19 protein-coding genes and 7 tRNA genes are annotated in these 21,600 nt (G+C 66.7%); 24 read left to right on the top strand and 2 right to left on the bottom strand.

Features of this window, described 5'->3' with window-relative positions; translation table 11 throughout:
* Positions 1 to 37: 37 nt before the first annotated feature.
* A complete protein-coding gene (locus M0G41_RS18170) occupies positions 38 to 769 on the bottom strand; it encodes a hypothetical protein (RefSeq protein WP_248211614.1) in 732 nt (243 codons plus the stop codon).
* A 136-nt stretch (positions 770 to 905) separates the two neighbouring features.
* On the opposite strand from M0G41_RS18170, the gene M0G41_RS18165 reads away from it, so the two are divergent.
* The 13 genes from M0G41_RS18165 (at position 906) to M0G41_RS18105 (ending at position 10,596) form a co-directional block, all read left to right on the top strand.
* Positions 906 to 982 (top strand) — tRNA-Pro (locus M0G41_RS18165).
* A gap of 47 nt (positions 983 to 1,029) precedes the next feature.
* A tRNA-Arg gene (locus M0G41_RS18160) sits at positions 1,030 to 1,106 on the top strand.
* 227 nt (positions 1,107 to 1,333) lie between these two features.
* Positions 1,334 to 1,410 (top strand) — tRNA-His (locus tag M0G41_RS18155).
* Between the two features lie 59 nt (positions 1,411 to 1,469).
* A tRNA-Lys gene (locus tag M0G41_RS18150) sits at positions 1,470 to 1,545 on the top strand.
* Positions 1,546 to 1,587: 42 nt separating this feature from the next.
* Positions 1,588 to 1,672 (top strand) — tRNA-Leu (locus M0G41_RS18145).
* Between the two features lie 118 nt (positions 1,673 to 1,790).
* Positions 1,791 to 3,098 (top strand): trigger factor, encoded by a 1,308-nt coding sequence (gene tig / locus M0G41_RS18140; RefSeq protein WP_248211613.1) that lies wholly within the window; start codon positions 1,791 to 1,793, stop codon positions 3,096 to 3,098.
* A gap of 34 nt (positions 3,099 to 3,132) precedes the next feature.
* Positions 3,133 to 3,753, top strand: coding sequence for an ATP-dependent Clp endopeptidase proteolytic subunit ClpP (gene clpP / locus M0G41_RS18135; protein ID WP_248211612.1), 621 nt, complete (start codon positions 3,133 to 3,135; stop codon positions 3,751 to 3,753).
* 130 nt (positions 3,754 to 3,883) lie between these two features.
* Positions 3,884 to 5,170, top strand: coding sequence for an ATP-dependent Clp protease ATP-binding subunit ClpX (clpX, locus tag M0G41_RS18130; protein WP_248211611.1), 1,287 nt, complete (start codon positions 3,884 to 3,886; stop codon positions 5,168 to 5,170).
* A 183-nt stretch (positions 5,171 to 5,353) separates the two neighbouring features.
* Positions 5,354 to 7,801 (top strand): endopeptidase La, encoded by a 2,448-nt coding sequence (gene lon, locus M0G41_RS18125; protein ID WP_248211610.1) that lies wholly within the window; start codon positions 5,354 to 5,356, stop codon positions 7,799 to 7,801.
* A 304-nt stretch (positions 7,802 to 8,105) separates the two neighbouring features.
* The gene (locus tag M0G41_RS18120; protein ID WP_248211609.1) at positions 8,106 to 8,378 is read left to right on the top strand and encodes an HU family DNA-binding protein; all 273 of its coding nucleotides are present in this window, start codon (positions 8,106 to 8,108) and stop codon (positions 8,376 to 8,378) included.
* 11 nt (positions 8,379 to 8,389) lie between these two features.
* Positions 8,390 to 8,464 (top strand) — tRNA-Val (locus M0G41_RS18115).
* 45 nt (positions 8,465 to 8,509) lie between these two features.
* Positions 8,510 to 8,586: transfer RNA gene (locus M0G41_RS18110), tRNA-Asp, on the top strand.
* A 93-nt stretch (positions 8,587 to 8,679) separates the two neighbouring features.
* The gene (locus M0G41_RS18105; protein WP_248211608.1) at positions 8,680 to 10,596 is read left to right on the top strand and encodes a SurA N-terminal domain-containing protein; all 1,917 of its coding nucleotides are present in this window, start codon (positions 8,680 to 8,682) and stop codon (positions 10,594 to 10,596) included.
* 474 nt (positions 10,597 to 11,070) lie between these two features.
* Here M0G41_RS18105 and M0G41_RS18100 read toward each other — a convergent pair whose 3' ends face one another.
* Complete coding sequence (locus M0G41_RS18100; protein WP_248211606.1) at positions 11,071 to 11,856, bottom strand: enoyl-ACP reductase FabI; 786 nt, start codon at positions 11,854 to 11,856, stop codon at positions 11,071 to 11,073.
* A gap of 118 nt (positions 11,857 to 11,974) precedes the next feature.
* Here M0G41_RS18100 and M0G41_RS18095 point away from each other — a divergent pair, with 118 nt between their 5' ends.
* The 11 genes from M0G41_RS18095 to M0G41_RS18045 all read left to right on the top strand — a co-directional run bounded on the left by M0G41_RS18095 (position 11,975) and on the right by M0G41_RS18045 (position 21,341).
* On the top strand, positions 11,975 to 12,655 hold the full coding sequence (locus M0G41_RS18095; protein ID WP_248211604.1) for a methyltransferase domain-containing protein: 681 nt from the start codon (positions 11,975 to 11,977) through the stop codon (positions 12,653 to 12,655).
* Positions 12,652 to 13,101 carry a ribonuclease HI gene (rnhA, locus tag M0G41_RS18090; protein WP_248211602.1) on the top strand — a complete coding sequence of 150 codons (450 nt, stop codon included), beginning with the start codon at positions 12,652 to 12,654 and terminating at the stop codon, positions 13,099 to 13,101. Before M0G41_RS18095 ends, rnhA begins: the two co-directional genes overlap by 4 nt.
* Positions 13,098 to 13,826, top strand: coding sequence for a DNA polymerase III subunit epsilon (gene dnaQ, locus M0G41_RS18085; RefSeq protein ID WP_248211600.1), 729 nt, complete (start codon positions 13,098 to 13,100; stop codon positions 13,824 to 13,826). Before rnhA ends, dnaQ begins: the two co-directional genes overlap by 4 nt.
* 51 nt (positions 13,827 to 13,877) lie before the next feature.
* Positions 13,878 to 15,200 carry a cytochrome c family protein gene (locus tag M0G41_RS18080; protein WP_248211599.1) on the top strand — a complete coding sequence of 441 codons (1,323 nt, stop codon included), beginning with the start codon at positions 13,878 to 13,880 and terminating at the stop codon, positions 15,198 to 15,200.
* 93 nt (positions 15,201 to 15,293) lie between these two features.
* Positions 15,294 to 16,742: a serine/threonine-protein kinase gene (locus tag M0G41_RS18075; protein WP_248211597.1), complete on the top strand. Its 1,449-nt coding sequence runs from the start codon at positions 15,294 to 15,296 to the stop codon at positions 16,740 to 16,742.
* A 115-nt stretch (positions 16,743 to 16,857) separates the two neighbouring features.
* On the top strand, positions 16,858 to 17,115 hold the full coding sequence (gene rpsP / locus M0G41_RS18070; protein ID WP_248211596.1) for a 30S ribosomal protein S16: 258 nt from the start codon (positions 16,858 to 16,860) through the stop codon (positions 17,113 to 17,115).
* A 15-nt stretch (positions 17,116 to 17,130) separates the two neighbouring features.
* Positions 17,131 to 17,634: a ribosome maturation factor RimM gene (rimM, locus tag M0G41_RS18065; RefSeq protein ID WP_248211595.1), complete on the top strand. Its 504-nt coding sequence runs from the start codon at positions 17,131 to 17,133 to the stop codon at positions 17,632 to 17,634.
* Between the two features lie 32 nt (positions 17,635 to 17,666).
* Entirely contained in the window at positions 17,667 to 18,407 is a 741-nt protein-coding gene (gene trmD / locus M0G41_RS18060; protein ID WP_248211621.1) for a tRNA (guanosine(37)-N1)-methyltransferase TrmD, read from the top strand.
* A gap of 106 nt (positions 18,408 to 18,513) precedes the next feature.
* Positions 18,514 to 18,873 (top strand): 50S ribosomal protein L19, encoded by a 360-nt coding sequence (gene rplS / locus M0G41_RS18055; RefSeq protein WP_248211594.1) that lies wholly within the window; start codon positions 18,514 to 18,516, stop codon positions 18,871 to 18,873.
* Positions 18,874 to 19,015: 142 nt separating this feature from the next.
* Positions 19,016 to 20,887 carry a molecular chaperone HtpG gene (gene htpG, locus M0G41_RS18050; protein WP_248211593.1) on the top strand — a complete coding sequence of 624 codons (1,872 nt, stop codon included), beginning with the start codon at positions 19,016 to 19,018 and terminating at the stop codon, positions 20,885 to 20,887.
* Positions 20,888 to 20,918: 31 nt separating this feature from the next.
* Positions 20,919 to 21,341 (top strand): RNA-binding S4 domain-containing protein, encoded by a 423-nt coding sequence (locus M0G41_RS18045; protein WP_248211591.1) that lies wholly within the window; start codon positions 20,919 to 20,921, stop codon positions 21,339 to 21,341.
* Positions 21,342 to 21,600: the final 259 nt, after the last annotated feature.

Genomic DNA, 21,600 nt, shown 5'->3' with positions numbered 1-21,600 from the left:
CGAAAGTAGGGCCGGACCGCTACCCTGGGTTCGCTGCTCACTTGCCCTTCGGCGGCGGGCCGAGCTCGTCCATCTTCAGCGCCGAGACCTCGAAGACGAAGTCTCGGCTGCTGCCGCCGGCGAGCGGCAGGTCGATTGTCAGTCGGCGGGCCTTCTCGATGATCGGCAGCACCTTGCGGTCTTCCTCGATGAAGACCGCCGGCGGGACGTTGTCCTTGGCGCGGCTGATGAGGATCTGCCGGGGCTCGCCGTCGTCCACGGTGAGCGGGATCCGGCACTCGTCGTTGCAGGCGAAGTCCCCGCCGCTGTCCATCAGCAGGTAGATGCTCTGGCCCCAGGACGGGTGGCGGCGGATCACCAGACGCACCTGAGGCGCGCTGCCGGCGCCCCGCGACACGCCGTGGATGTAGGCGGTGTAGACCATGCCGCCGGCTTCGGCATCGTCGACCTTGTGGTAGGTCCAGAGGTTATCGAGGCGGCGTGCCTCGGCGATCGCGCCGGCCTGTTTCTCCAGTTCGGGGAGACGGGCGGCCAGCGCGCGGCCGGCTTCGGTATTGCCGTAGCGGCTGACCACGTCGACGGCGTAGGCATGGGCGATCTCGATCTTGCCGTCACGGATCACCGCGTCGACCTGGGCGGCGCCTTCGCGGGCGGCGGCCTCGGCCCTGGCCTGCATCTGCGCGGCGCGTTCGCGCTGCTGCGCCTCGCGGTCGACGCAGCCTGCGGCGAGGAGGGCGGCGCAGAGCAGAAGGATACGGGTCGGACTCATGGCGGTCTCCGGCGACGGGGCAGGCCGCGAAGGATAGCCGGAGCAGCGACCGGTTGCCGCGCATTCATTGACGGCGCCCCCGGGCCTGCCTATCATTCGCGGTCTTCTGACGCGCAGTTGCCTGCGCCCGAAGTCTCGGGGTATAGCTCAGCCTGGTAGAGCGCCAGCTTTGGGAGCTGGACGTCGGGAGTTCGAATCCCCCTACCCCGACCATTTCAGGGCAGCGGATGCAGGCAATGAGGTCGGACCGCAGGCTCAAGGCGCCCGTAGCTCAACTGGATAGAGCACCGGCCTTCTAAGCCGGCGGTTACAGGTTCGATTCCTGTCGGGCGCGCCACGGCGCGGTTGGCAGGAAGCCGGAACGCCCTCGGGCCGACCGGCAAACGCTCCAGGGATGGATCCTGGGGCGGATGAAAAATCTAAGGTGGATGTAGCTCAGTTGGTGGCGACATCCACGCTCTGTTCGAACTGCCGGTGGCAGTTCGAGTGGAAGTCGCCGGGGAGGCAGGATGCCGACCGGTGATCGCTCCAGGGATGGATCCTGGGGCGGATGAAAAATCTATGGTGGATGTAGCTCAGTTGGTTAGAGCACTGGATTGTGATTCCAGATGTCGCGGGTTCGAGTCCCGTCTTCCACCCCAGTCCCAAGATGCGGCACAATACGCGTCTTGAGCCGCCCCAGGCGGCGCAGAGTTCAGATGGGCCGTTAGCTCAGTTGGTAGAGCAGTTGACTCTTAATCAATAGGTCGTAGGTTCGAATCCTACACGGCCCACCATCTCGACTCCCTGCGGGACGCAATCCCTCCGATCGGCCAAACGCGAAAGTGGCGGAACTGGTAGACGCGCTGGATTTAGGTTCCAGTGGGGTAACCCGTGAGAGTTCGAGTCTCTCCTTTCGCACCATGGCATCGGTGCGCGGGGGCGAGGCTCGACGGTGGACGGGAACTCGGCGCCTGCTGGACGGCAGAGAATTCTCACGGCGCATCGGAGTGGCGAGGCGCTGGCTGCCCCAGGAGTTGTCATGCAAGTTTCGGTTGAACACCCCAGCAACCTCGTCCGCAAGCTGACGGTCAGTCTGCCCGCCGAGAAGATCGAGTCCCAGGTCTCCCAGCGCCTGCGCGAGCTGTCGCGCAACGTGCGCCTGAAGGGTTTCCGCCCCGGCAAGGTGCCGCCCAAGGTCATCGAGCAGCGCTTCGGCGACCAGGTTCGCAACGAGGCCGTGTCCGAGGTCATCCGCGAGTCCTTCAGCGAGGCCCTGCGCCAGGAGAACCTGCGTCCGGCGCTGCCGCCGTCGATCGAGACCAGCGGCAAGTCCTCCGGGGACGAGTTCCAGTACGTCGCGACCTTCGAGGTGATGCCCGAGGTCTCGGCGATCGACGTCTCCAAGCTCAAGGTGAAGCGTCCGACCGCCGAGGTCGAGGACGCCGATATCGATCGCATGATCGAGACCCTGCGCATGCAGCGTCGCCAGTGGAAGCCTGTGGAGCGCGCCGCCAAGGCGGGGGACATGGTGCTGTTCGAGTCGCATGTCGACGTCGACGGCAAGCGCGTCCCGGCCGAGGGTGAGGAACGTTCCGGCACGGTGATCGGCAGCGGTGCGGTGCTGACCGAGATCGAGGCCAAGCTTGAAGGCCTGTCGGCCAACGACACCGTCGATTTCGAGATGGATTTCCCGGAGAAGCACGGCGCCGCCGAGCTGGCCGGCAAGAAGGGCACGATGCACCTCAAGGTGATCCGCGTGTCCGAGAGCCTGCTGCCGGAGATCGACGATGCCTTCATCGCCAGCTTCGGCATCGCCGAGGGTGGCGTCGAGACCTTCCGCAAGGAAGTGCGCGCCAACCTCGAGCGCGAGCTCAAGGGTGCGCTGATGCAGCGCCTGAAGGGCGATGTGGTCAAGAAGCTGCTTGAACAGCATGCCGACCTCGAGCTGCCGCAGGGCCTGATCGACGCCGAGGCCCAGGGCCTTGTCCAGCAGGCGCAGCGCCAGGCCCAGCAGCAGGGCCGCAAGAATGTCCAGATCGACATCGAAAGCGTCAAGCCGGCGGCGCGCCAGCGGGTCGCCGCGGCGGTGCTGCTGGGCGAGCTGGCCCGGCAGAACGAGATTCGCCTCGACCGCAACCGGGTCAACGAGATGATGGCCAGCATCGCCTCGACCTACGAGGACCCGATGCAGGTCATCGAGCTGTACCGCAACGATGCGCAGCTGATGCAGGGTCTTGAAAGCCGGGTCATCGAGGACCAGGTGATTGACTGGATCGCCGATCACTCCGACCTCACGGTCGAGAAGCTCAGCTTTGCCGAGGTGATGAGCCCCGGTAACGCAGGCTGATCGCCGGTCCCGTCGCCCACACCAGGAAGAACCCATGACGATCCGCAACCTCAACCTTGTTCCCATGGTGGTCGAGCAGACCAGTCGCGGCGAGCGCGCCTACGACATCTACTCGCGGTTGCTGAAGGAGCGGGTGATCTTCCTGGTCGGTCCGATCGACGACCACATGGCCAACCTGGTGGTGGCGCAGCTGCTGTTCCTCGAGTCGGAGAATCCGGACAAGGACATCAGCCTGTACATCAACAGCCCGGGCGGCGTGGTCACCGCCGGCATGGCGATCTACGACACCATGCAGTTCATCAAGCCGGACGTGGTCACCATGTGCATCGGCCAGGCGGCCAGCATGGGCGCACTGCTGCTGGCGGCCGGCACCAAGGGCAAGCGCCACGCCCTGCCGCACTCGCGGGTGATGATCCATCAGCCGCTCGGTGGCTACCAGGGCCAGGCCAGCGACATCGAGATCCACACCCGCGAGATCCTGACCCTGCGCGAGCGGCTGAACAAGGTGCTGGCCCACCACACCGGGCAGCCCCTGGAGCGCATCGCGAAGGACACCGATCGCGACAACTTCATGAGCGCCGAGGCCGCCGCGGAGTATGGCCTGATCGACTCGGTCATCGACCGCCGCAGCGAAGAGACCGTCAAGCCGGGCTGAGCCCCGGCGGGGGGCTTCCGGGCCTTCACAATTCGCGCCCCCGGCCGCGCACCGCGCCGGCTGGTGGCACACTTTCCCTGTGGTATTCTCGGGCCATCCCCCGCAAGGGGCGGTTGGCAGGCAAAGCAGCATGACTGAAGAGCGTTCCGGTCGCGGTGGCGACAGCGCAAAAATCCTCTACTGTTCCTTCTGCGGGAAGAGCCAGCATGAGGTCCGCAAGCTGATTGCGGGCCCGAGCGTGTTCATCTGCGATGAGTGCGTCGAGCTGTGCAATGACATCATCCGCGAGGAACTGGAAGAAAAGGTTTCCAGCTCGCGCAGTCACCTTCCGAAGCCGCGGGAAATCCTCGAAGTCCTTGACCAGTACGTGGTTGGCCAGCCGCGCGCGAAGAAGACCCTGGCGGTGGCGGTCTACAACCACTACAAGCGGGTCGAGACCCGCGCCAAGGGTGACGAGGTCGAGCTCTCGAAGAGCAATATCCTCCTGGTCGGTCCGACCGGGTCGGGCAAGACCCTGCTGGCCGAAACGCTGGCGCGGCTGCTCAACGTGCCCTTCACCATTGCCGATGCGACCACGCTGACCGAGGCGGGCTACGTCGGCGAGGATGTCGAGAACATCATCCAGAAGCTGCTGCAGAAGTGCGACTACGACGTCGACAAGGCGCAGCACGGCATCGTCTATATCGACGAGATCGACAAGATCTCGCGCAAGTCCGAGAACCCGTCCATCACCCGGGACGTGTCGGGCGAGGGCGTCCAGCAGGCGCTGCTCAAGCTGATCGAAGGCACGGTCGCCAGCGTGCCGCCTCAGGGCGGGCGCAAGCACCCCCAGCAGGAATTCCTGCAGGTCGACACCAAGAATATCCTGTTCATCTGCGGCGGCGCCTTTGCCGGGCTGGACAAGATCATCCAGCAGCGTTCGCTGGATGCCGGCGGTATCGGCTTCGGTGCCGAGGTCCGCAGCAAGAAGCAGAAAGCCAACATCGGCAAGCTGCTGGCCGAGGTCGAGCCCGAAGATCTGATCAAGTTCGGCCTGATTCCCGAGTTCGTCGGCCGCCTGCCGGTGGTCGCCACGCTCGAGGAGCTGGACGAGGCGGCCCTGGTGAAGATCCTTACCGAGCCGAAGAACGCCATCACGAAGCAGTTCAAGAAGCTGTTCGAGATGGAGGGTGTCGAGCTCGAATTCCGCCCCGACGCGCTCAGCGCGGTGGCTGGCAAGGCACTCAAGCGCAAGACCGGCGCCCGTGGCCTGCGCACGATCATCGAGTCGGTCCTGCTCGACACCATGTACGAGCTGCCTTCGCTGGACAACGTCAGCAAGGTGGTCGTTGACGAGACCGTCATCAACAACCAGGCCGAGCCGTTCCTGATCTACTCGAACCAGCCTCAGGCCCAGAAGGCCGCCTCGGCGGACTGAACCTGCAGGCCTGGCTGAACGACAGCGCCGCCTTCGGGCGGCGTTGTCGTTTCTGCCTGCTACTGCGCAGTTTTTCCCTTGCCCCTCCCGCCGGCCGGGCGCATCCTGCCCTTGAGGCCGGGGCATGCGGGCCCCATCTCCCGTCCATGGGCGCGCCGCGCCCCCGTCGACATGGAGTAGACGATGTCCGAGCAAAGCAAGTCGCCGCTGCAGGAAGTACCGGTCCTGCCGCTGCGCGACGTGGTCGTGTACCCGCATATGGTGATCCCGCTGTTCGTCGGCCGGGAAAAATCCGTGCGCGCGCTCGATCTGGCCATGGAGAATGGCAAGCAGATCATCCTGGTCGCCCAGAAGGTGCCGGATGTGGACGACCCGGCGGCCAAGGATCTCTACGAGGTCGGGGCACTCGCGCAGGTGCTGCAGCTGCTCAAGCTGCCCGACGGCACGATCAAGGTGCTGGTCGAGGGCGTTTCCCGCGTTCGCCTTGACCGGGTCTCCGAGCGCGAGGGCGCCCTGGTGGCCAGTGGCCATGAGGTCGAGCCCGAATACAGCGTCGCCGAGCGCGAGATCGACGTGACGATGAAGTCGCTGCTCTCGCTGTTCGAGCAGTACGTCAAGATGAATCGCAAGATTCCGCCGGAGCTGCTCTCGACCATCGCCGGCATCGACGATCCCTCGCGGATCGCCGATACGGTCGCCGCGCACCTCGGCATCCGCCTCTCGGACAAGCAGGAACTGCTCGAGTGTGTGGACGTTGCCCAGCGCCTGGAAAAACTGATCGGTTTCGTCGACGGTGAGATCGACGTGCAGCAGCTGGAGAAGCGCATCCGCGGCCGGGTCAAGTCGCAGATGGAGAAGAGCCAGCGCGAGTACTACCTCAACGAGCAGATGAAGGCGATCCAGAAGGAGCTGGGCGACCTCGATGAGGCTCCCAACGAGATCGAGGACCTGACCCGGAAGATCGCTACGGCCGGCATGCCCAAGGCGGTCGAGGCCAAGGCCAAGACCGAGCTGAACAAGCTCAAGCAGATGTCGCCGATGTCGGCCGAGGCGACCGTGGTTCGCAACTACATCGACTGGCTGGTCGGCGTGCCGTGGAAGAAGCGCAGCAAGGTGCGCCGCGACCTCAAGGCGGCGCAGGACGTGCTTGACGCCGATCACTACGGACTGGAGAAGGTCAAGGAGCGCATCCTTGAGTACCTCGCCGTCCAGCAGCGGGTGAAGGCGATGAAGGGGCCGATCCTCTGCCTTGTCGGCCCTCCGGGCGTCGGCAAGACCTCGCTCGGGCAGTCGATCGCCAAGGCCACCAACCGGCGCTTCGTGCGCATGAGCCTGGGCGGCGTACGCGACGAGGCCGAGATCCGCGGCCATCGCCGGACCTACATCGGCTCCATGCCCGGACGCCTGGTGCAGAACCTGTCGAAGATCGGCACGAAGAATCCGCTGTTCGTTCTCGACGAGATCGACAAGATGAGCATGGATTTCCGTGGCGATCCCAGCTCGGCCCTGCTCGAGGTGCTCGATCCGGAACAGAACAACGCCTTCAACGACCACTACCTCGAGGTCGACCTGGATCTGTCCGAGGTGATGTTCGTGGCCACGGCCAACTCGCTGAACATCCCCGGGCCGCTGCTCGACCGCATGGAGGTCATCCGCATTCCCGGCTACACCGAGGACGAGAAGACCAATATCGCGATCCGTTACCTGCTGCCCAAGCAGCTGAAGGGCAACGGGCTGAAGGAGGGCGAGCTTGCCGTGAGCGAGGCGGCAATCCGCGAGATCATCCGCTACTACACGCGCGAATCGGGCGTGCGCAATCTTGAGCGGGAACTGTCCAAGATCTGCCGCAAGGTGGTTAAGGAGATCGCGCTGGCCGGACCGCAGGAAGGCAAGAAGAAGCGCAGGTCCGGCGTTCAGGTCACCCCGAAGAACATCGACAAGTACCTCGGTGTTCGCAAGTTCGACTTCGGTCGAGCGGAGCAGGCCAACGAGATCGGTCTGGTGACGGGACTTGCCTGGACCGAGGTCGGCGGTGACCTGCTGCAGATCGAGGCGTCGCTGGTGCCCGGTAAGGGCGGCCTGCAGTACACCGGTCAGCTGGGCGACGTGATGCAGGAGTCGATCAAGGCTGCGCTCAGCGTCGTGCGTGCGCGGGCGGTGGCGCTGGGAGTCGATCCGGAGTTCCACCAGAAGTTCGACATCCACGTGCATGTTCCCGAGGGCGCGACGCCCAAGGATGGTCCCAGCGCGGGCATCGCCATGGTGACCGCACTGGTCTCTGTTCTGAGCAAGGTGCCCGTTAAGTCGGAAGTGGCGATGACCGGGGAAATCACGCTGCGCGGACGGGTGTTGCCGATCGGCGGGTTGAAGGAGAAGCTGCTCGCCGCGCTGCGCGGCGGCATCCGCACGGTGATCATTCCGGAGGAGAACAAGAAGGACCTTGCCGACATCCCCGACAACGTCACCAAGGGTTTGAAGATCGTGCCCGTGCGCTGGATCGACCAGGTGCTCGACCTGGCCTTGGAATCCCCGCTACAGCCCGCCGCGGCCGACGCGGAAACGACGGGTGGTGCCGGGGCCGAGGGCAAGCGAGGGGATGGTGACAACGCACCGAGTGGCCGCGCGCACTAGGCGCGGCCATCTCGCCAGGGGGATCCAATGAGCATGCCTGCGGCGCTGGCGGCCGGCGGGCGAGAAACCGGCAGTTGCCGCGTTCGGATGTAACCGAAAGCGCTGCAGGCCGCATGTTTCCTGCTTTTTCTCGTTGCGCGCCTGAAATGCGGCTGGTATAAATCCGGCGGTCTACAGCGCTCTCCCGCGGCCACCTCGCGGCATGGGCGGGACAGGACGAAACGGCGAGATGCCCAGGCGGCAGCGCGGTTTCCAACAAGCCAAAGATGAGTTGAGCTGACTCAACAACGGGAGTGACAAGATAATGAACAAGGGTGATTTCGTTGGTGCGGTGGCAGGGGCTGCCGAGCTGTCCAAGGCCGACGCGGGTCGCGCGATCGACGCCATGATCGAAGTGGTCAAGAAGGCCCTGAAGAAGGGTGACAGCGTGTCGCTGGTCGGCTTCGGCACCTTCCAGGTTCGCAAGCGCGCCGCCCGTCAGGGTCGCAACCCGCGCACCGGTCAGACCATCAAGATCAAGGCCTCGAAAATTCCTTCGTTCAAGGCTGGCAAAGCGCTCAAGGATGCTGTAAACTGAGCGACTTCGCCGGGTGCTTAGCTCAGCGGTAGAGCGTCGCCCTTACAAGGCGAGGGTCGGGGGTTCGAAACCCTCAGCACCCACCAAGCTTCAAACGCTGCAGGATCACCCCCCTGCAGCGCTGAAAATGCGGAGTGGTAGTTCAGTCGGTTAGAATACCGGCCTGTCACGCCGGGGGTCGCGGGTTCGAGTCCCGTCCACTCCGCCACCTTTTCCAAGGGCGCCGCGCAATCGGCGCCCTTGTTTTTTTCAGCCTTCGCCAACGCGCCCTGCCAGGCGCTCGAGACGGAAAACCGCATCGATGCTGCAGACGATTCGAGAGAAGACCACCGGGTGGATCGCCACGGTCATCGTGGGCCTGCTGATCATTCCCTTCGCATTCTTCGGCGTGAACAACTACTTCTCCGACCAGGCCCAGCTGTGGGTGGCCATGGTGGGCGAGCAGGAGATCTCGCAGGACACCTACCGGCAGCGCTTCGAGGAATACCGCCAGCAGACCCGGCAGATGATGGGTGAGCGCTTCGACCCTTCGCAGCTCGAGACGCCGGAGGCCAAGCGCCGCGTCCTGGATTCGCTGGTCGAGGAATCCCTGCTGCGCCAGGCCGCACGGGATCTGGGCCTTGCGGTGAGCCCGCGCCAGCTGCAGGACGAGATCATGAAGATCGACGCCTTCAAGCTCGACGGTCAGTTCAATCCGCAGCAGTACCGCACGTTGCTCGCCTCGCAGGGGATGACGCCGCTGTCCTTCGAACAGCGCCTGCGCGACGAGCTGGAGGTGAGGGCGCTGCCGCAGGCGCTGGGGCGCTCGACCTTCGCCACCGCCGCCGAGGTCGACCAGTACTTCCGGATGCGCGACCAGAAGCGCGATCTGCGCTATGTCGAGCTGCCGGCACCGGCTGACGAGGCCATCGGCGAACCGGACCAGGCAGCCCTCGAGGCCTACCATGCCGAGCACGCAGACAAGTACCGCAGCGAAGAGAAGGTCAGCATCGAGTACCTGGTCGTCGATCCGGCCGGCGTCGAGGTACCGACCAGCGTAGACGAGGACAGTCTTCGTGAGCGCTATGAGGAACAGAAGGCGCGCTTCACCGAGATCGAGCAGCGTCTGGCCTCGCACATCCTGATCAAGGTGCCCGAGGACGCGCCGGCCGAGGAGCAGATGGCCGCCCAGGCGCGCGCGAAGGCGCTTGTCGAGCAGGCCCGCGCCGAGGGCGCCGACTTCGCGGCGCTGGCTCGCGAGCATTCCGAGGACATCGGCTCCAAGGCCACCGGAGGGGATCTTGGCTGGATCGAGAGCGGCCTGACCGACCCGGCCTTCGAGTCGGCTTTGTTCGCGATGGAGCCGGGCAGCATCAGTGAGCCGGTCAAGACCAGCGAAGGCTGGCACGTGATCCAGCTCCGCGAGCTGCGTCCGGGTGACGTCAAGCCCTTCGAGGCAGTTCGCGACGAGGTCGAGGCCGAGTACCTCGCCGGCGAGCGCGAGCGGGTGATCAGCGAGCGTGCCGGACGGCTGGTCGATATCACCTATCGCGATCCGACCACCCTGGCGCCCGCCGCCAATGAGCTGGGGCTCGAGATCCAGACGGCCGGCCCGTTCGGACGCTTCGGGGGAGAGGATCCGCTGAGCAGTCATCCGGAGGTGCTCAAGGCAGCTTTCCAGGCCCGGCTCATCCGCGAGAAGACCAGCAGCGACCCGATCGATCTGGGAGATGGTCGCACCATGGTACTTCGGGTGAGCGAGCATCAGCCCTCGGTTCCGATGGCGCTCGAAGAGGTTCGCGATCAGGTCGCCGCCGACTGGCGCCGCGACCGCAGCCGCCAGCTGGCCGACCAGGCCGCAGAGGCGCTGATGGCGAAGTGGACCGGCGAGGCCACCCTTGAGTCCATCGCTACCGAGGCCGGACTTGAGGTCAAGACCGCGGACGACCTCACCCGGAATGGGTCGGGCATCGATCCGCAGCTGGTGGAGGCGGCCTTCGAGATGCCGCGCCCCACCGATCTCGCCCCGCAGCGTCAGGTGGTCGAGCTGGGCGCCGGGCGCCGCGCCCTGCTTGAAGTGACCGATGTCACCGATGGTGATCCGTCCACGGTTGCTCCGGCCGAGCGCCAATCCATGCAGGACCAGTTGGCGCAGACCCAGGCCGCCACCGAAGTGCGCGAGCTGATCGAGCTGCTGAAGACGCGCTACGAGGTCAAGTTGGCCGAACAGCGGCTGTAGCCGCGGCGCATTCTCCGAAGCAGCTCCATGAAAAACCCGGCCTCGGCCGGGTTTTTCGTTCCTCGCACCGGTCACAGGCGAGTCGAAGGTTTCGCCTGCTATGGGCGCAAAGCAGACAGTCTTAGAGAAGACATTCATAGGGTGCGGCTGGCCGCACCGGGCGTACCGTCCGAACGCCCGTATCGGTGCGTCCAAGACGCACCCTATGGGGCTTCGCTGACGCCCAACGAAGCCCGACTGTGGGAGCGCACAGGGGCGCGACCGCGGCGTGGCGTATTCACCACAGACCGCGGCCAGAGCGGATCTCCGCGGTCGCGGCCATGTCCGCTCCTACGAAGAGCCCGCCCGATCGGGGGCGGTGGCGAACGTCTGCTTCGCGCCCGAAGATCGCCCTCACCCGCCGCGCAGCCCGCCCGATGTCGCGCAGCGCCTCCGGTCGGGCCGAGCTGGCCGATGCCCCGCCGCGGGCGATGCTCAGTCGATTCCGGTCATGCCGAGAATGTTGTAACCGGCATCGACATAGGTCACCTCGCCGGTGATGCCGGCGGCAAGGTCCGAGCAGAGGAAGGCCGCGGCATTGCCGACATCCTCGATGGTCACGCTGCGGCGCAGCGGAGCGTTGGCCTCGACGTGGCCGAGCATCTTGCGGAAGTTGCCGATCCCGGCCGCTGCCAGGGTCTTGATGGGACCAGCTGAGATCGCATTGACGCGCGTGCCTTCGGGGCCGAGGTTCAGCGCCAGATAGCGCACGCAAGCCTCCAGGCTGGCCTTGGCAAGGCCCATCACGTTGTAGTTGGCCAGAGCCCGTTCGGCGCCCAGGTAGGACAGGGTCAGCACGGAGCCGTTGCGGCCCTGCATCATCGGCCGTGCCGCCTTGGCCAGCGCTGCCAGGCTGTAGCTTGAGACGTCGTGGGCGATGCCGAAGTTCTCCCGGGTCAGGCCGTCGAGGAAGCCGCCCTCAAGCGCCTCCCGCGGGGCGAAACCCACGGAGTGGACGAGTACGTCGAGGCCGTCCCAGCGCTCGCCGAGCGCGGCGAAGGCGGCATCAATCTGTGCATCCTCGGCGACATCGAGCGGCAGCACGATGTCCGAACCGAACGCCTGGGCTGCGTCCTCGACGCGCGATCGCAGCTTCTCGTTCTGATAGGTGAACGCGAGCTGCGCACCCTGCCGATGCATCGCCTCGGCGATGCCCCAGGCGATCGAGCGCTGGCTGGCGATGCCGACGACGAGCGCCCGCTTGCCTGCAAGAATTCCCATGTCTCACTCCCTCCGATTTCGAAGGGCGCAAGTGTGCACGCGCCGCCGGCCTCCTGAAAGGGGGCCGATCCGCACGCCGTGCGGGCTTTGCGCGGGCCGGCTGGGGCACAATAGCCGGATGCCCCGCACCGCTCCGACCCCCGCACCGCTTAGCAACTGGTTCGCCCTGCCCGCGGTGGGCGCGGCGATGGCCGATGAGCAGGCCGAGTTGATCCCGGCGCTGACCGCCCAGATCGGCGTGCGCGGCCTGTACCTGCGCCCGGCCGCCTCGGTACCGCGGGAGTTGTCCGGAAACATGCTCCAGGCGCTGACCGTGCTGCATCCAGGGGGACGGGGCTGGCAGGGGGACCTCAGCTGTGAGGCCGGCCATCTGCCCTTCGGCAGCGAAACCTTCAACCTGGTCTACCTGCTGCACGCTCTGGAACAGGAAGCCGATCCCGCGGCGCTGGTCCGTGAATGCGTGCGCTGCCTGCAGCCCGAAGGGCTGCTGATCGCGCTCGTGTTCAACCCGCTGAGCCCGTTCCGCCTGCGCTGGCCCGCGGGTCGGCTGCGCAGCCTCAGCGGTGCGACGCTGGAACGGATGCTGCGTGATGCCGGTCTTACCGTGGAGCGCCGCTTCGGCGCCGGGCGTCTACTGCCGCGCGGCGGCGCGTCGCGCCCGCCGCGCGGTGGACGGTTGCATGCGCTGTCCGCCCCGTTTCTCTCTTCGCAGGCGCTCATCGCGCGCAAGCGACGCGCGGCGCCGACCATGGTCGGGCCGGCGGCTGCGCGGCTTCGGGCCCGGGCCACGCCTTCGTGAGCCGGGTCGAGGTATCCACCGACGGGGCCTGTCTCGGCAATCCCGGGCCGGGCGGCTGGGCGGCCCTGCTGCGCTATGCCGGTCGCGAGCGCGAGCTGGTCGGCGGCGAGGCGCAGACCACCAACAACCGGATGGAGCTGATGGCCGCGATTGCGGCCCTCGAAGCATTGACCCGGCCCTGCGAGGTCAGCCTGCGCACGGATTCCCAGTACGTGCGACAGGGGATCAGCGAATGGCTGCCGAACTGGCAGCGTCGCGGCTGGCGCACGGCCAGCGGCGGCGAGGTCAAGAACCGCGACCTGTGGCAGCGCCTGAGCGCCGCCGCAGCGCCGCATCGGGTCGAATGGCTTTGGGTCAAGGGGCATTCCGGTGATCCTGACAACGAGCGGGTCGACCGGCTGGCCCGCACGGAAGCCGAGAAATACAAGGAGGCGGTACGCGGATGAGGCTTGTGGTGCTGGATACCGAGACGACCGGCCTGTCGGTCGAGAAGGGCCACCGGGTGGTCGAGATCGGCTGTGTGGAACTCGTCGAGCGCCGTCCCAGCGGCCGGCATTTCCAGCGCTACCTGAATCCCGACAGGTCGATGGATGCCGGGGCCAGCGAGGTCACCGGGCTGACCGACGAGTTCCTCTCCGACAAACCGCGCTTCGCCGAGGTGCTCGGGCCCTTCGTCGAGTTCGTCCGCGGCGCCGAGCTGATCATCCACAACGCCGCCTTCGACGTCGGCTTCCTTAACGCCGAGCTTGTCCGCGCAGGGTGGCCGGAGCGCCTCGACCAGATGTGCCAGGTCACCGATACGCTGGCCATGGCGCGGGAGCGGTATCCCGGCCAGCGCAACAGCCTTGATGCGCTGTGCAAGCGTCTCGACGTCAACAACCAGCACCGCACGCTGCACGGCGCGCTGCTCGATGCCGAGATCCTGGCCGAGGTCTACCTCGCCATGACCTCGGGCCAGGGCGCGCTCGAGCTGGCCGCGCCGATGGCGGACCGCTCGCGGCAACCCAAGGTGGGGCAGGGCATCCGCAGCACGCGTCCGCTGCGTATCGAGAAAGCGGACGAAGCCGAGCTCGAAAGGCACGCCATGCAGCTGGCCGCGATGCGCCGCGCAGGGGCCTGCCTCTGGCCCGAGGCGGATGATCGCTTTCATGATGGACAGGCCGTGGCATAATCGGGCGGCAGCACCGAATCGCGTCCATAACACTCTGGGGAGGAGTTGGGGATGAGACGGCACCTGTGGACACTTCTTATCAGCGCTGGATTTATCGCCCAGGCCGGGGCAGCCTCGACCGTGGCGACCATCAATCAGCACAAGCACATGGGGGTGGCCACCTGTGCAAGCAGCGTCTGCCATGGCGCCTCCCAGCAGTTCAAGGAATCCAACGTCTGGCAGAACGAATTTGCCCGTTGGCAGGAGTACGACCCTCACGCGACCAAGGCTTTCCAGGCGCTGCAGAGCGCTGAGGGGCAGGCCATCTCGCGCAAACTGGGTCTGGGAGACGCCACCCAGGCCAAGGTCTGCCTGGACTGCCACGCCGACAACCCGCCGGAAGGCATGCGCGGAGAGCGCTTCCAGCTGACCGACGGAGTGGGATGCGAAGCCTGCCATGGAGGCTCCGAGCAGTGGCTGACCTCACATGCCAGCAAGGACGTGCCGCACGCGGACAACGTGTCCAACGGGCTGTATCCCACCTCGGACCCGGTCAAGCGCGCAGAGCTGTGCCTGTCCTGCCACATGGGCACGCCGGATCGCATGATCACTCACCGGATCATGGGCGCAGGCCATCCGCGCCTGAGCTTCGAGCTCGATACGTTCACCTGGCTGCCCGAGGTGACGCACTACGAGATCGACGAGGACTACATCCGCCGCAAGGGTGAGTTCAACGGCGCACGAGACTGGGGTGTCGGCCAGGGCATCGCCGCGGCCAACCTGCTGGATACGCTGATCGACCCGCGCCACGGCTGGGACGGTATCTTCCCGGAGCTGGTCCTGTTCGACTGCCTTGCCTGCCACAAGACCATGGACAGCGGCCGCTGGGGCCCGCGACCGGGCACGGGTCTCGGGCCGGGCGTGGTCCGCCTGAACGACGCCAACCTCGTCATGTTCCGCCATGTGCTGGCCGCGGTCGACCCGGGTGCTGCCTCGCGCATTGGCGAGCGCACGCGCGCGCTGCACCGGGCCACGACCCAGAGCCGCGACGCCACCGCCGCCGCTGCCCGCCAGCTCAGCGCGGACATCCGCGGACTGTTGCCGAAGGTCGCGGCCGCCAACTGGGATGGCGGCATGCTGATGCCGATTCTCGATTCGCTGGTGCGCGACGCCGAGCGCGGCGAGTTCCGCGACTACGCCGCCGCGGAGCAGGCGGCGATGGCGGCCAACAGTGTGCTCGCGGCCTTCGAGGCGGCAGGCGCGGTCGACGCGACCAAGGCTGAAACGCTGCGCGGTCGCATCGATGCGCTGTACGATCGGGTCAAGGACGAGAACGGCTACAACATGGCTGCCTTCGTCAGCGCATTGCGTGAGCTGCGCCGCGCCGCGGGCTGAGGTGGCGCCGGGTCTTCCCGTCGCCGTCGGCGGGGGCGGAGCTCGCCCCCGCGATGCGGGAATGACTGCACTCCTGGTTAAGCGGAATCACTCGTGACGGCGACCGTTCTCCTCAAGTCTGTCGACATCCACATCCCGGGTTACAAGATCCTTCGCCCGATCGGCGAGGGCGGGATGGCATCCGTGTTCCTGGCCATGCAGGAATCGCTCGACCGCGAGGTGGCGCTGAAGGTCATGGCGCCGGCCCTCGCGGCAAACTCGGAGTTCACCGAGCGATTCCTGAAGGAAGGGCGGATAACCGCCAAGCTAAGCCACCCGAACCTGGTCACCGTGTTCGACATCGGCTCGCACGGCAGCGTCTACTATCTCGCCGCCGAGTACATTCCCGGCGGCACCCTGCGCGAGAAGATCGATGCCGGCCTGACCGTGGCCGAGACCCTCGACATCGCATGCGACGTGGCCCGCGGCCTGCACTTCGCGCACCAGAAGGGCTTCGTCCACCGCGACGTCAAGCCAGGCAACATCCTGTTCAAGCTGGATGGCACCGCGGTACTCGCCGACTTTGGTATCGCCAAGGCGATGGACGCCAAGTCCAGCGCGACCATGGCCGGATCTTCAATTGGCACGCCCGACTACATGAGTCCCGAGCAGGCCCGCGCCGAATCGGTCGACGGCCGCTCTGACCTCTACTCCATGGGGGCGATGCTCTACGAGATGCTGACCGGCGAAGCGCCCTATCAGGCCAGCGATCCGTTCACAGTCGCCCTGATGCATGTGACCCAGCCGGTTCCGACCCTGCCGCCCGAGCATGCCTGGCTGCAGCCTTTGCTTGACAGCCTGATGGCCAAGCAGCCCGAGAACCGGTTCGCCAACGGCGAGGCGTTCATCAGCTCGGTTGAACAGCTGCTGGCCGCCTCACCCGAGGCGGCCAGCATCCAGAGCGCGGTCGGCGGCAAGCGCAAGGCCAGTGGCTCGCGGCTGTCCGGCAGCACGACGCGGACAGTCAGTGTCGCTTCGCGTGGCGGGCCGAGGCCGCTGCTCGTAGGCCTGGGGCTGGCCGCGGTACTCGCAGTGGTTGCGGGCGCCTGGTGGTTGTGGCCTCGCGAGACACCAGCCCCGGCGCCGGCGCAGACGAGCACGCCTACGCCGGACGAGACCCAGCTGCCGCCGGTAGTTCACGTGCCCAGCCCGGTGGACAGCGGGGAGGCCGACATCGAACTGCTGCTGACCCAGGCCGACACCTACATGGAGTACGGCACCACCTCGGACACCGATCCCGGTCGCCGGCTCGTCTCGCCGCCCGATGAGAACGCGGTCGATCTCTATCGCCGCGTGCTCGACCAGGATCCGGACAACCAGCGCGCCCAGGCCGGCCTGGCCCAGATCAGCGGGTTCTACCTGAAGCGGGCGGGCGTCAGCTGCGAGCGGTCCCTGTGGACCTTTTGCAAGACGCTGGCCGAAGACGGTCTGCGGGCCGACGGCGACAACGCCGAGCTCAAGGCCCTGGTAGCCCGCGCCGAAAAGGGTCTGACCGGCGGCTGAGCCGCGCCGTCCGGCCGGGCCGCTTTCCTTCCCGCACAAGCTCCGCTATCATTGCGCGTTCACTGCGTCCCGCCGTGGGCACAGTCCTACCTAGAACTACAGAGCAAACCGCAAAATGGTCAAGATTCGCCTGACTCGCGGCGGCGCCAAGAAGCGCCCCTTCTACCACATCGTCGTCACCGACAGCCGCAACAAGCGCGATGGCCGTGCCATCGAGCGCCTGGGTTTCTACAACCCGGTCGCCGCCGGCAACGACCCGCGCCTGCAGCTGGACACCGACCGCGTGCAGCACTGGGTTGGCCACGGCGCGCAGCTGACCGACAAGGTCCGCATGCTGGTCAAGGAAGCCACGGCCGCCAAGTCGGCCGCCTGAGCCTGCTGATCTCCGATGCGGCCGGCTGAGGTTCGGGTCGGAGAGATCACCGGGGTGTTCGGCGTCAAGGGCGAGCTCAAGCTTCGCTCCCACACCGACCCCCCGCTGGCCATCGGCCGCTATCGCCCCTGGACGCTGCGCCATCGCGGCGTTGAGACCGTGGTCGAACGGCCGAAGCTGCGTCCGCATGGCAAGGGCCTCCTGCTCACGCTGGAGCAGTCCACCGACCGCGACGCGGCCGAGGGCTGGATCGGCGCCGAAGTCTGGGTGCCGCGCAGCAGCCTGCCCAAACCGGCCGAGGGGGAGTTCTACTGGATCGACCTCGAGGGACTCGAGGTGGGTACGGTCGATGGGCTCGCACTGGGCAAGGTGTCGCACCTCTTCTCGACGGGCGCGAACGACGTCGTCGTGGTCCGAGGGGACCGCGAGCGGCTGATCCCGTTCGTTCGCCCGGACGTCATCCGCGACATCGACCTTGACGGCGGCCGTATGACGGTCGACTGGGATCCCGAATTTTGAGCCAGCCCGCAGCCGCCGATGATCGGCAGGCGCTGCGCATCGACGTGCTCAGCCTGTTTCCCGAGTTCATCGGCCAGTCGGCCGAGATCGGCGTGGTAGGCCGTGCCATCCGTCGGGGCCTGCTGTCGCTGCGCACTTGGCAGATCCGCGACTTCGCCAGCGGCGTGCATCGCTCGGTCGATGACCGTCCCTACGGCGGCGGTCCCGGCATGGTGATGATGATCGACCCGCTGCGGCAGTGCCTGGAGGCCGCCCGTGCCGACGATTCGCGTCCTGCCCACGTGCTGTTCATGTCGCCCCAGGGTCGGCCTCTGAGCCAGAAGCGGCTTCGCGAGTGGTCGCTGATGCCCCGACTGATCCTGGTCTGCGGTCGTTACGAGGGAGTCGATGAGCGTTTCGTCGAGCATTGCGTCGATGAGCAGGTCTCGATCGGCGACTACGTGCTCTCCGGGGGCGAGCTGGCGGCTGCGGTCATCGTCGACGCACTGGGCCGGTTGCGCGATGGCGCCCTGGGCGATCCGGAATCGGCCCGTCAGGACAGCTTCGAGGACGGACTGCTCGACTGTCCGCACTACACCCGGCCGCCGCAGCATGAGCTGGGCGCGGTGCCCGAGGTGCTCGGCAGTGGCGACCATGCCGCCATCGCCCGCTGGCGGCGTCAGCAGGCACTGGGCCGGACCTGGCTGCTGCGCCCGGACCTGATCCAGCGCCTGCAGCTGAGCCGCGAGGACCGGCGCCTGCTCGACGCTTTCCGCGAGGCCGCCCGGCGCTGAACTTCCTCTTCCGCAGGGCTGGCAAACGTGTTTCGGCTCGGGCTATAATGCGCGACTTTCCGGCGCACACGCGCATTCCCAGAACAACATTACAGCCGGTGCAACCATGAACAAGCTTATCCAGGAATTCGAAGCCGAGCAGATGCAGCGCACGCTGCCTGATTTCGGCCCGGGCGACACCGTGATCGTCAACGTCAAGGTCAAGGAAGGCAACCGCGAGCGCGTCCAGGCCTACGAGGGCGTGGTCATCGCCAAGCGCAGCCGCGGCCTGAACTCTGCCTTCACCGTGCGCAAGATCTCCCACGGCACCGGCGTGGAGCGCGTCTTCCAGACCTTCTCGCCGCTGATCGACTCGGTCGAGGTCAAGCGCCGCGGCAAGGTTCGCGCCGCGAAGCTGTACTACCTGCGTGGCCTGGAAGGCAAGGCTGCCCGCATCAAGGAAGACCTCAGCGCTTCCGCCAAGTAAGCGACGGCGCCCACCGGCGCCTCCCGCCTGCTTTGAACGGCCGCCTCCGGGCGGCCGTTCTGCGTTTACGCCTCGTGAACTTGAAACGCCGCGTCCAGCACCCACATTGGGCGCAACCGTTTTCAACTGCCGAGAGGGCGCCGTGACTGCGACTGTCGAATCGTTCAAGTTCGAAGCCGAGGTGCAGCAGGTCCTGCACCTGGTCATCCATTCCCTGTACTCCAACCGCGACATCTTCATCCGCGAGCTGGTGTCGAATGCCTCGGACGCCTGCGACAAGCTGCGCTTCGAGGCCATCGCCGACCCCGCGCTGACCGCCGACGGCGCCGAGTTGCGGATCGACGTCTCGGTCGACCCCGAGGCGAAGACGCTGACCGTGACCGACACCGGCATCGGCATGAGCCGCGCGGAGCTGATCGATAACCTCGGCACCATCGCCCGTTCGGGCACGCGCAAGTTCCTCGAACAGCTGGGCGCCAGCCAGAAGGCCGATGCCAATCTGATCGGGCAGTTCGGCGTCGGCTTCTACTCGGCCTTCATCGTCGCCGACCGGGTCAGCGTCGAAACCCGCCGTGCCGGCAGCGAGGAAGGCTGGCGCTGGGCTTCCGACGGCAGCGGCGAGTTCACGCTCGAGCCCGCCGAAGGGCTTGCCCGCGGCACCCGCATCACCCTGCACCTCAAGGAGGATGCCCAGGACTATCTTCAGTCCTGGAAGCTGCGCTCCCTGATCACCACCTGGTCCGACCACATCGCCTTCCCGGTCACCCTGCCCAAGTTCGAGGATGGCAAGCCGACCGCCGAACGCGAGACGGTCAACCAGGCCGCGGCCCTGTGGATGCGGCCGAAGTCCGAGATCACGGACGAGGAGTACCAGGCTTTCTACAAGCACCTCGGGCATGACTTCAACGAGCCGCTGGCCTGGACCCACAACAAGGTCGAAGGCAACCAGAACTTCAGCTCGCTGCTCTTCGTGCCGGCCAAGGCGCCGTTCGACTTCCAGTTCAATCGGGACGAGCGCAAGGGGTTGAAACTGTATGTGAAGCGGGTCTTCATCATGGATGCCGCGGAGCAGATGCTGCCGGCCTACCTGCGCTTCGTGCGCGGCGTGGTCGACTCGGACGACCTGCCGCTGAACGTGTCGCGCGAGCTGCTGCAGAACACCCGCCAGCTGGACAAGCTGAAGAGCGCGTTGACCCGCCGCGTGCTGGACCTGCTCGACCGTGTCGCCAGCGACGACGCCGAGAAGTACGCCGGCTTCTGGCGCGAGTTCGGCGGCCTGCTGAAGGAGGGCATCGCCGAGGACCACGGCAATCGTGAGCGCCTGGCCAAGCTGCTGCGCTTTGCCTCGACGCGAAGCGAGGGCCCCGAGGACCGCATGTCGCTGGACGACTACATCGGCCGGATGAAGGCCGAGCAGGACGCCATCCTCTATCTGACCGCCGACGGCTGGAATGCGGCTCGCAACAGCCCGCAGCTCGAGGCGCTGAAGGCGCGCGGCGTCGAGGTGCTGTTGCTCCACGAGCGCATCGACGAGTGGATGGTCGGCTATCTGCACGAGTACGCCGGCAAGCCGCTGAAGAACGTGGCCAAGGGTGAGCTGGACCTCGACAAGCTTGGCGAGCCGGCCGACAAGGCCGAGCGCGAGGCGCTGAAGGAATCGGCCGGCGACACCGTGAAGCAGCTCAAGGGGGTGCTCGGTGAGCGGGTCAAGGAGGTCCGGGTCTCCGACCGCCTGACCCAGTCGCCGTCCTGTCTGGTGCTGGAGGAGGCCGACATGGCCCTGCACATGCAGCGCCTGCTGAAGGCTGCTGGCCACGAGGCACCGAACGCCGCGCCGGTGCTCGAGGTCAATCCGGGCCACGGCCTGGTCAAGCGCTTTGCCGAAGAGTCCGACGCGGCACGCCGCGAGGATCTGGCCCTGCTGCTGTTCGAGCAGGCGATGCTGGCCGAAGGCGCGGCGCTGGACGATCCGGCGGCGTTCCTCGCCCGGGTCAACAGGACGATCCTGGGTTGAGCCCCGGCGCGTCCCCCGTGGATCACGCCCGGTGAGCGGCTCGCCGCTCACCGAGGCGCGCATCGACCAGTGGCTGTGGGCGGCGCGCTTCTTCAAGACCCGTTCGCTGGCCAAGCAGGCGGTGGAGAACGGCAAGGTCGCCATCGGCGGGCAGACGGTCGGCAAGCCTTCGCGCTGCGTGCGCGTCGGCGATGCGCTTTGCATCGACCGCGCCGGCGAGCGCTACGAGGTCGAGGTGCTCGGCCTCTCCACCATCCGCGGGCCGGCTCCGGTGGCCCAGGCGCTGTACAGTGAGAGCGATGAGGCAAGGCTGCGCCGCGAGGCCGCTCGCGCCGAGCGCCGCGCGGCGGAGCAGGGCTTCCAGCCCCCGCCACAGCGCCCCGACAAGCGCGGCCGCCGCCGGCTGCAGGACCTGCAGAAGGGAGACGGGCTACCGCCCTGGTGGCCGCGCTAGGGAAGGTCCCGGCGATGTCCGATGTGGGCGCGAGGCAGACATTCATAGGGTGCGGCTGGCCGCACCGGGCATACCGTCCGAACGCCCGTATCGGTGCTCCAAGGCACCCTATGGGGCTTCGCCGACGCCCAACAAAGCCCGACTGTGGGAGCGCCCTTGGGCGCGACCGCGGAAATCCGCTCTGGCCGCGGTCTGTGGTGAATGCGTAGCGTCGCGGTCGCGCCCAAGGGCGCTCCCACAATTTGACTGCGGCAAGGTC

Source organism: Pseudomarimonas salicorniae (assembly GCF_023156535.1).
Taxonomy (GTDB): Bacteria; Pseudomonadota; Gammaproteobacteria; order Xanthomonadales; family Xanthomonadaceae; genus Pseudomarimonas; species Pseudomarimonas salicorniae.
This window is presented reverse-complemented; position numbering and strand designations above follow the sequence as displayed.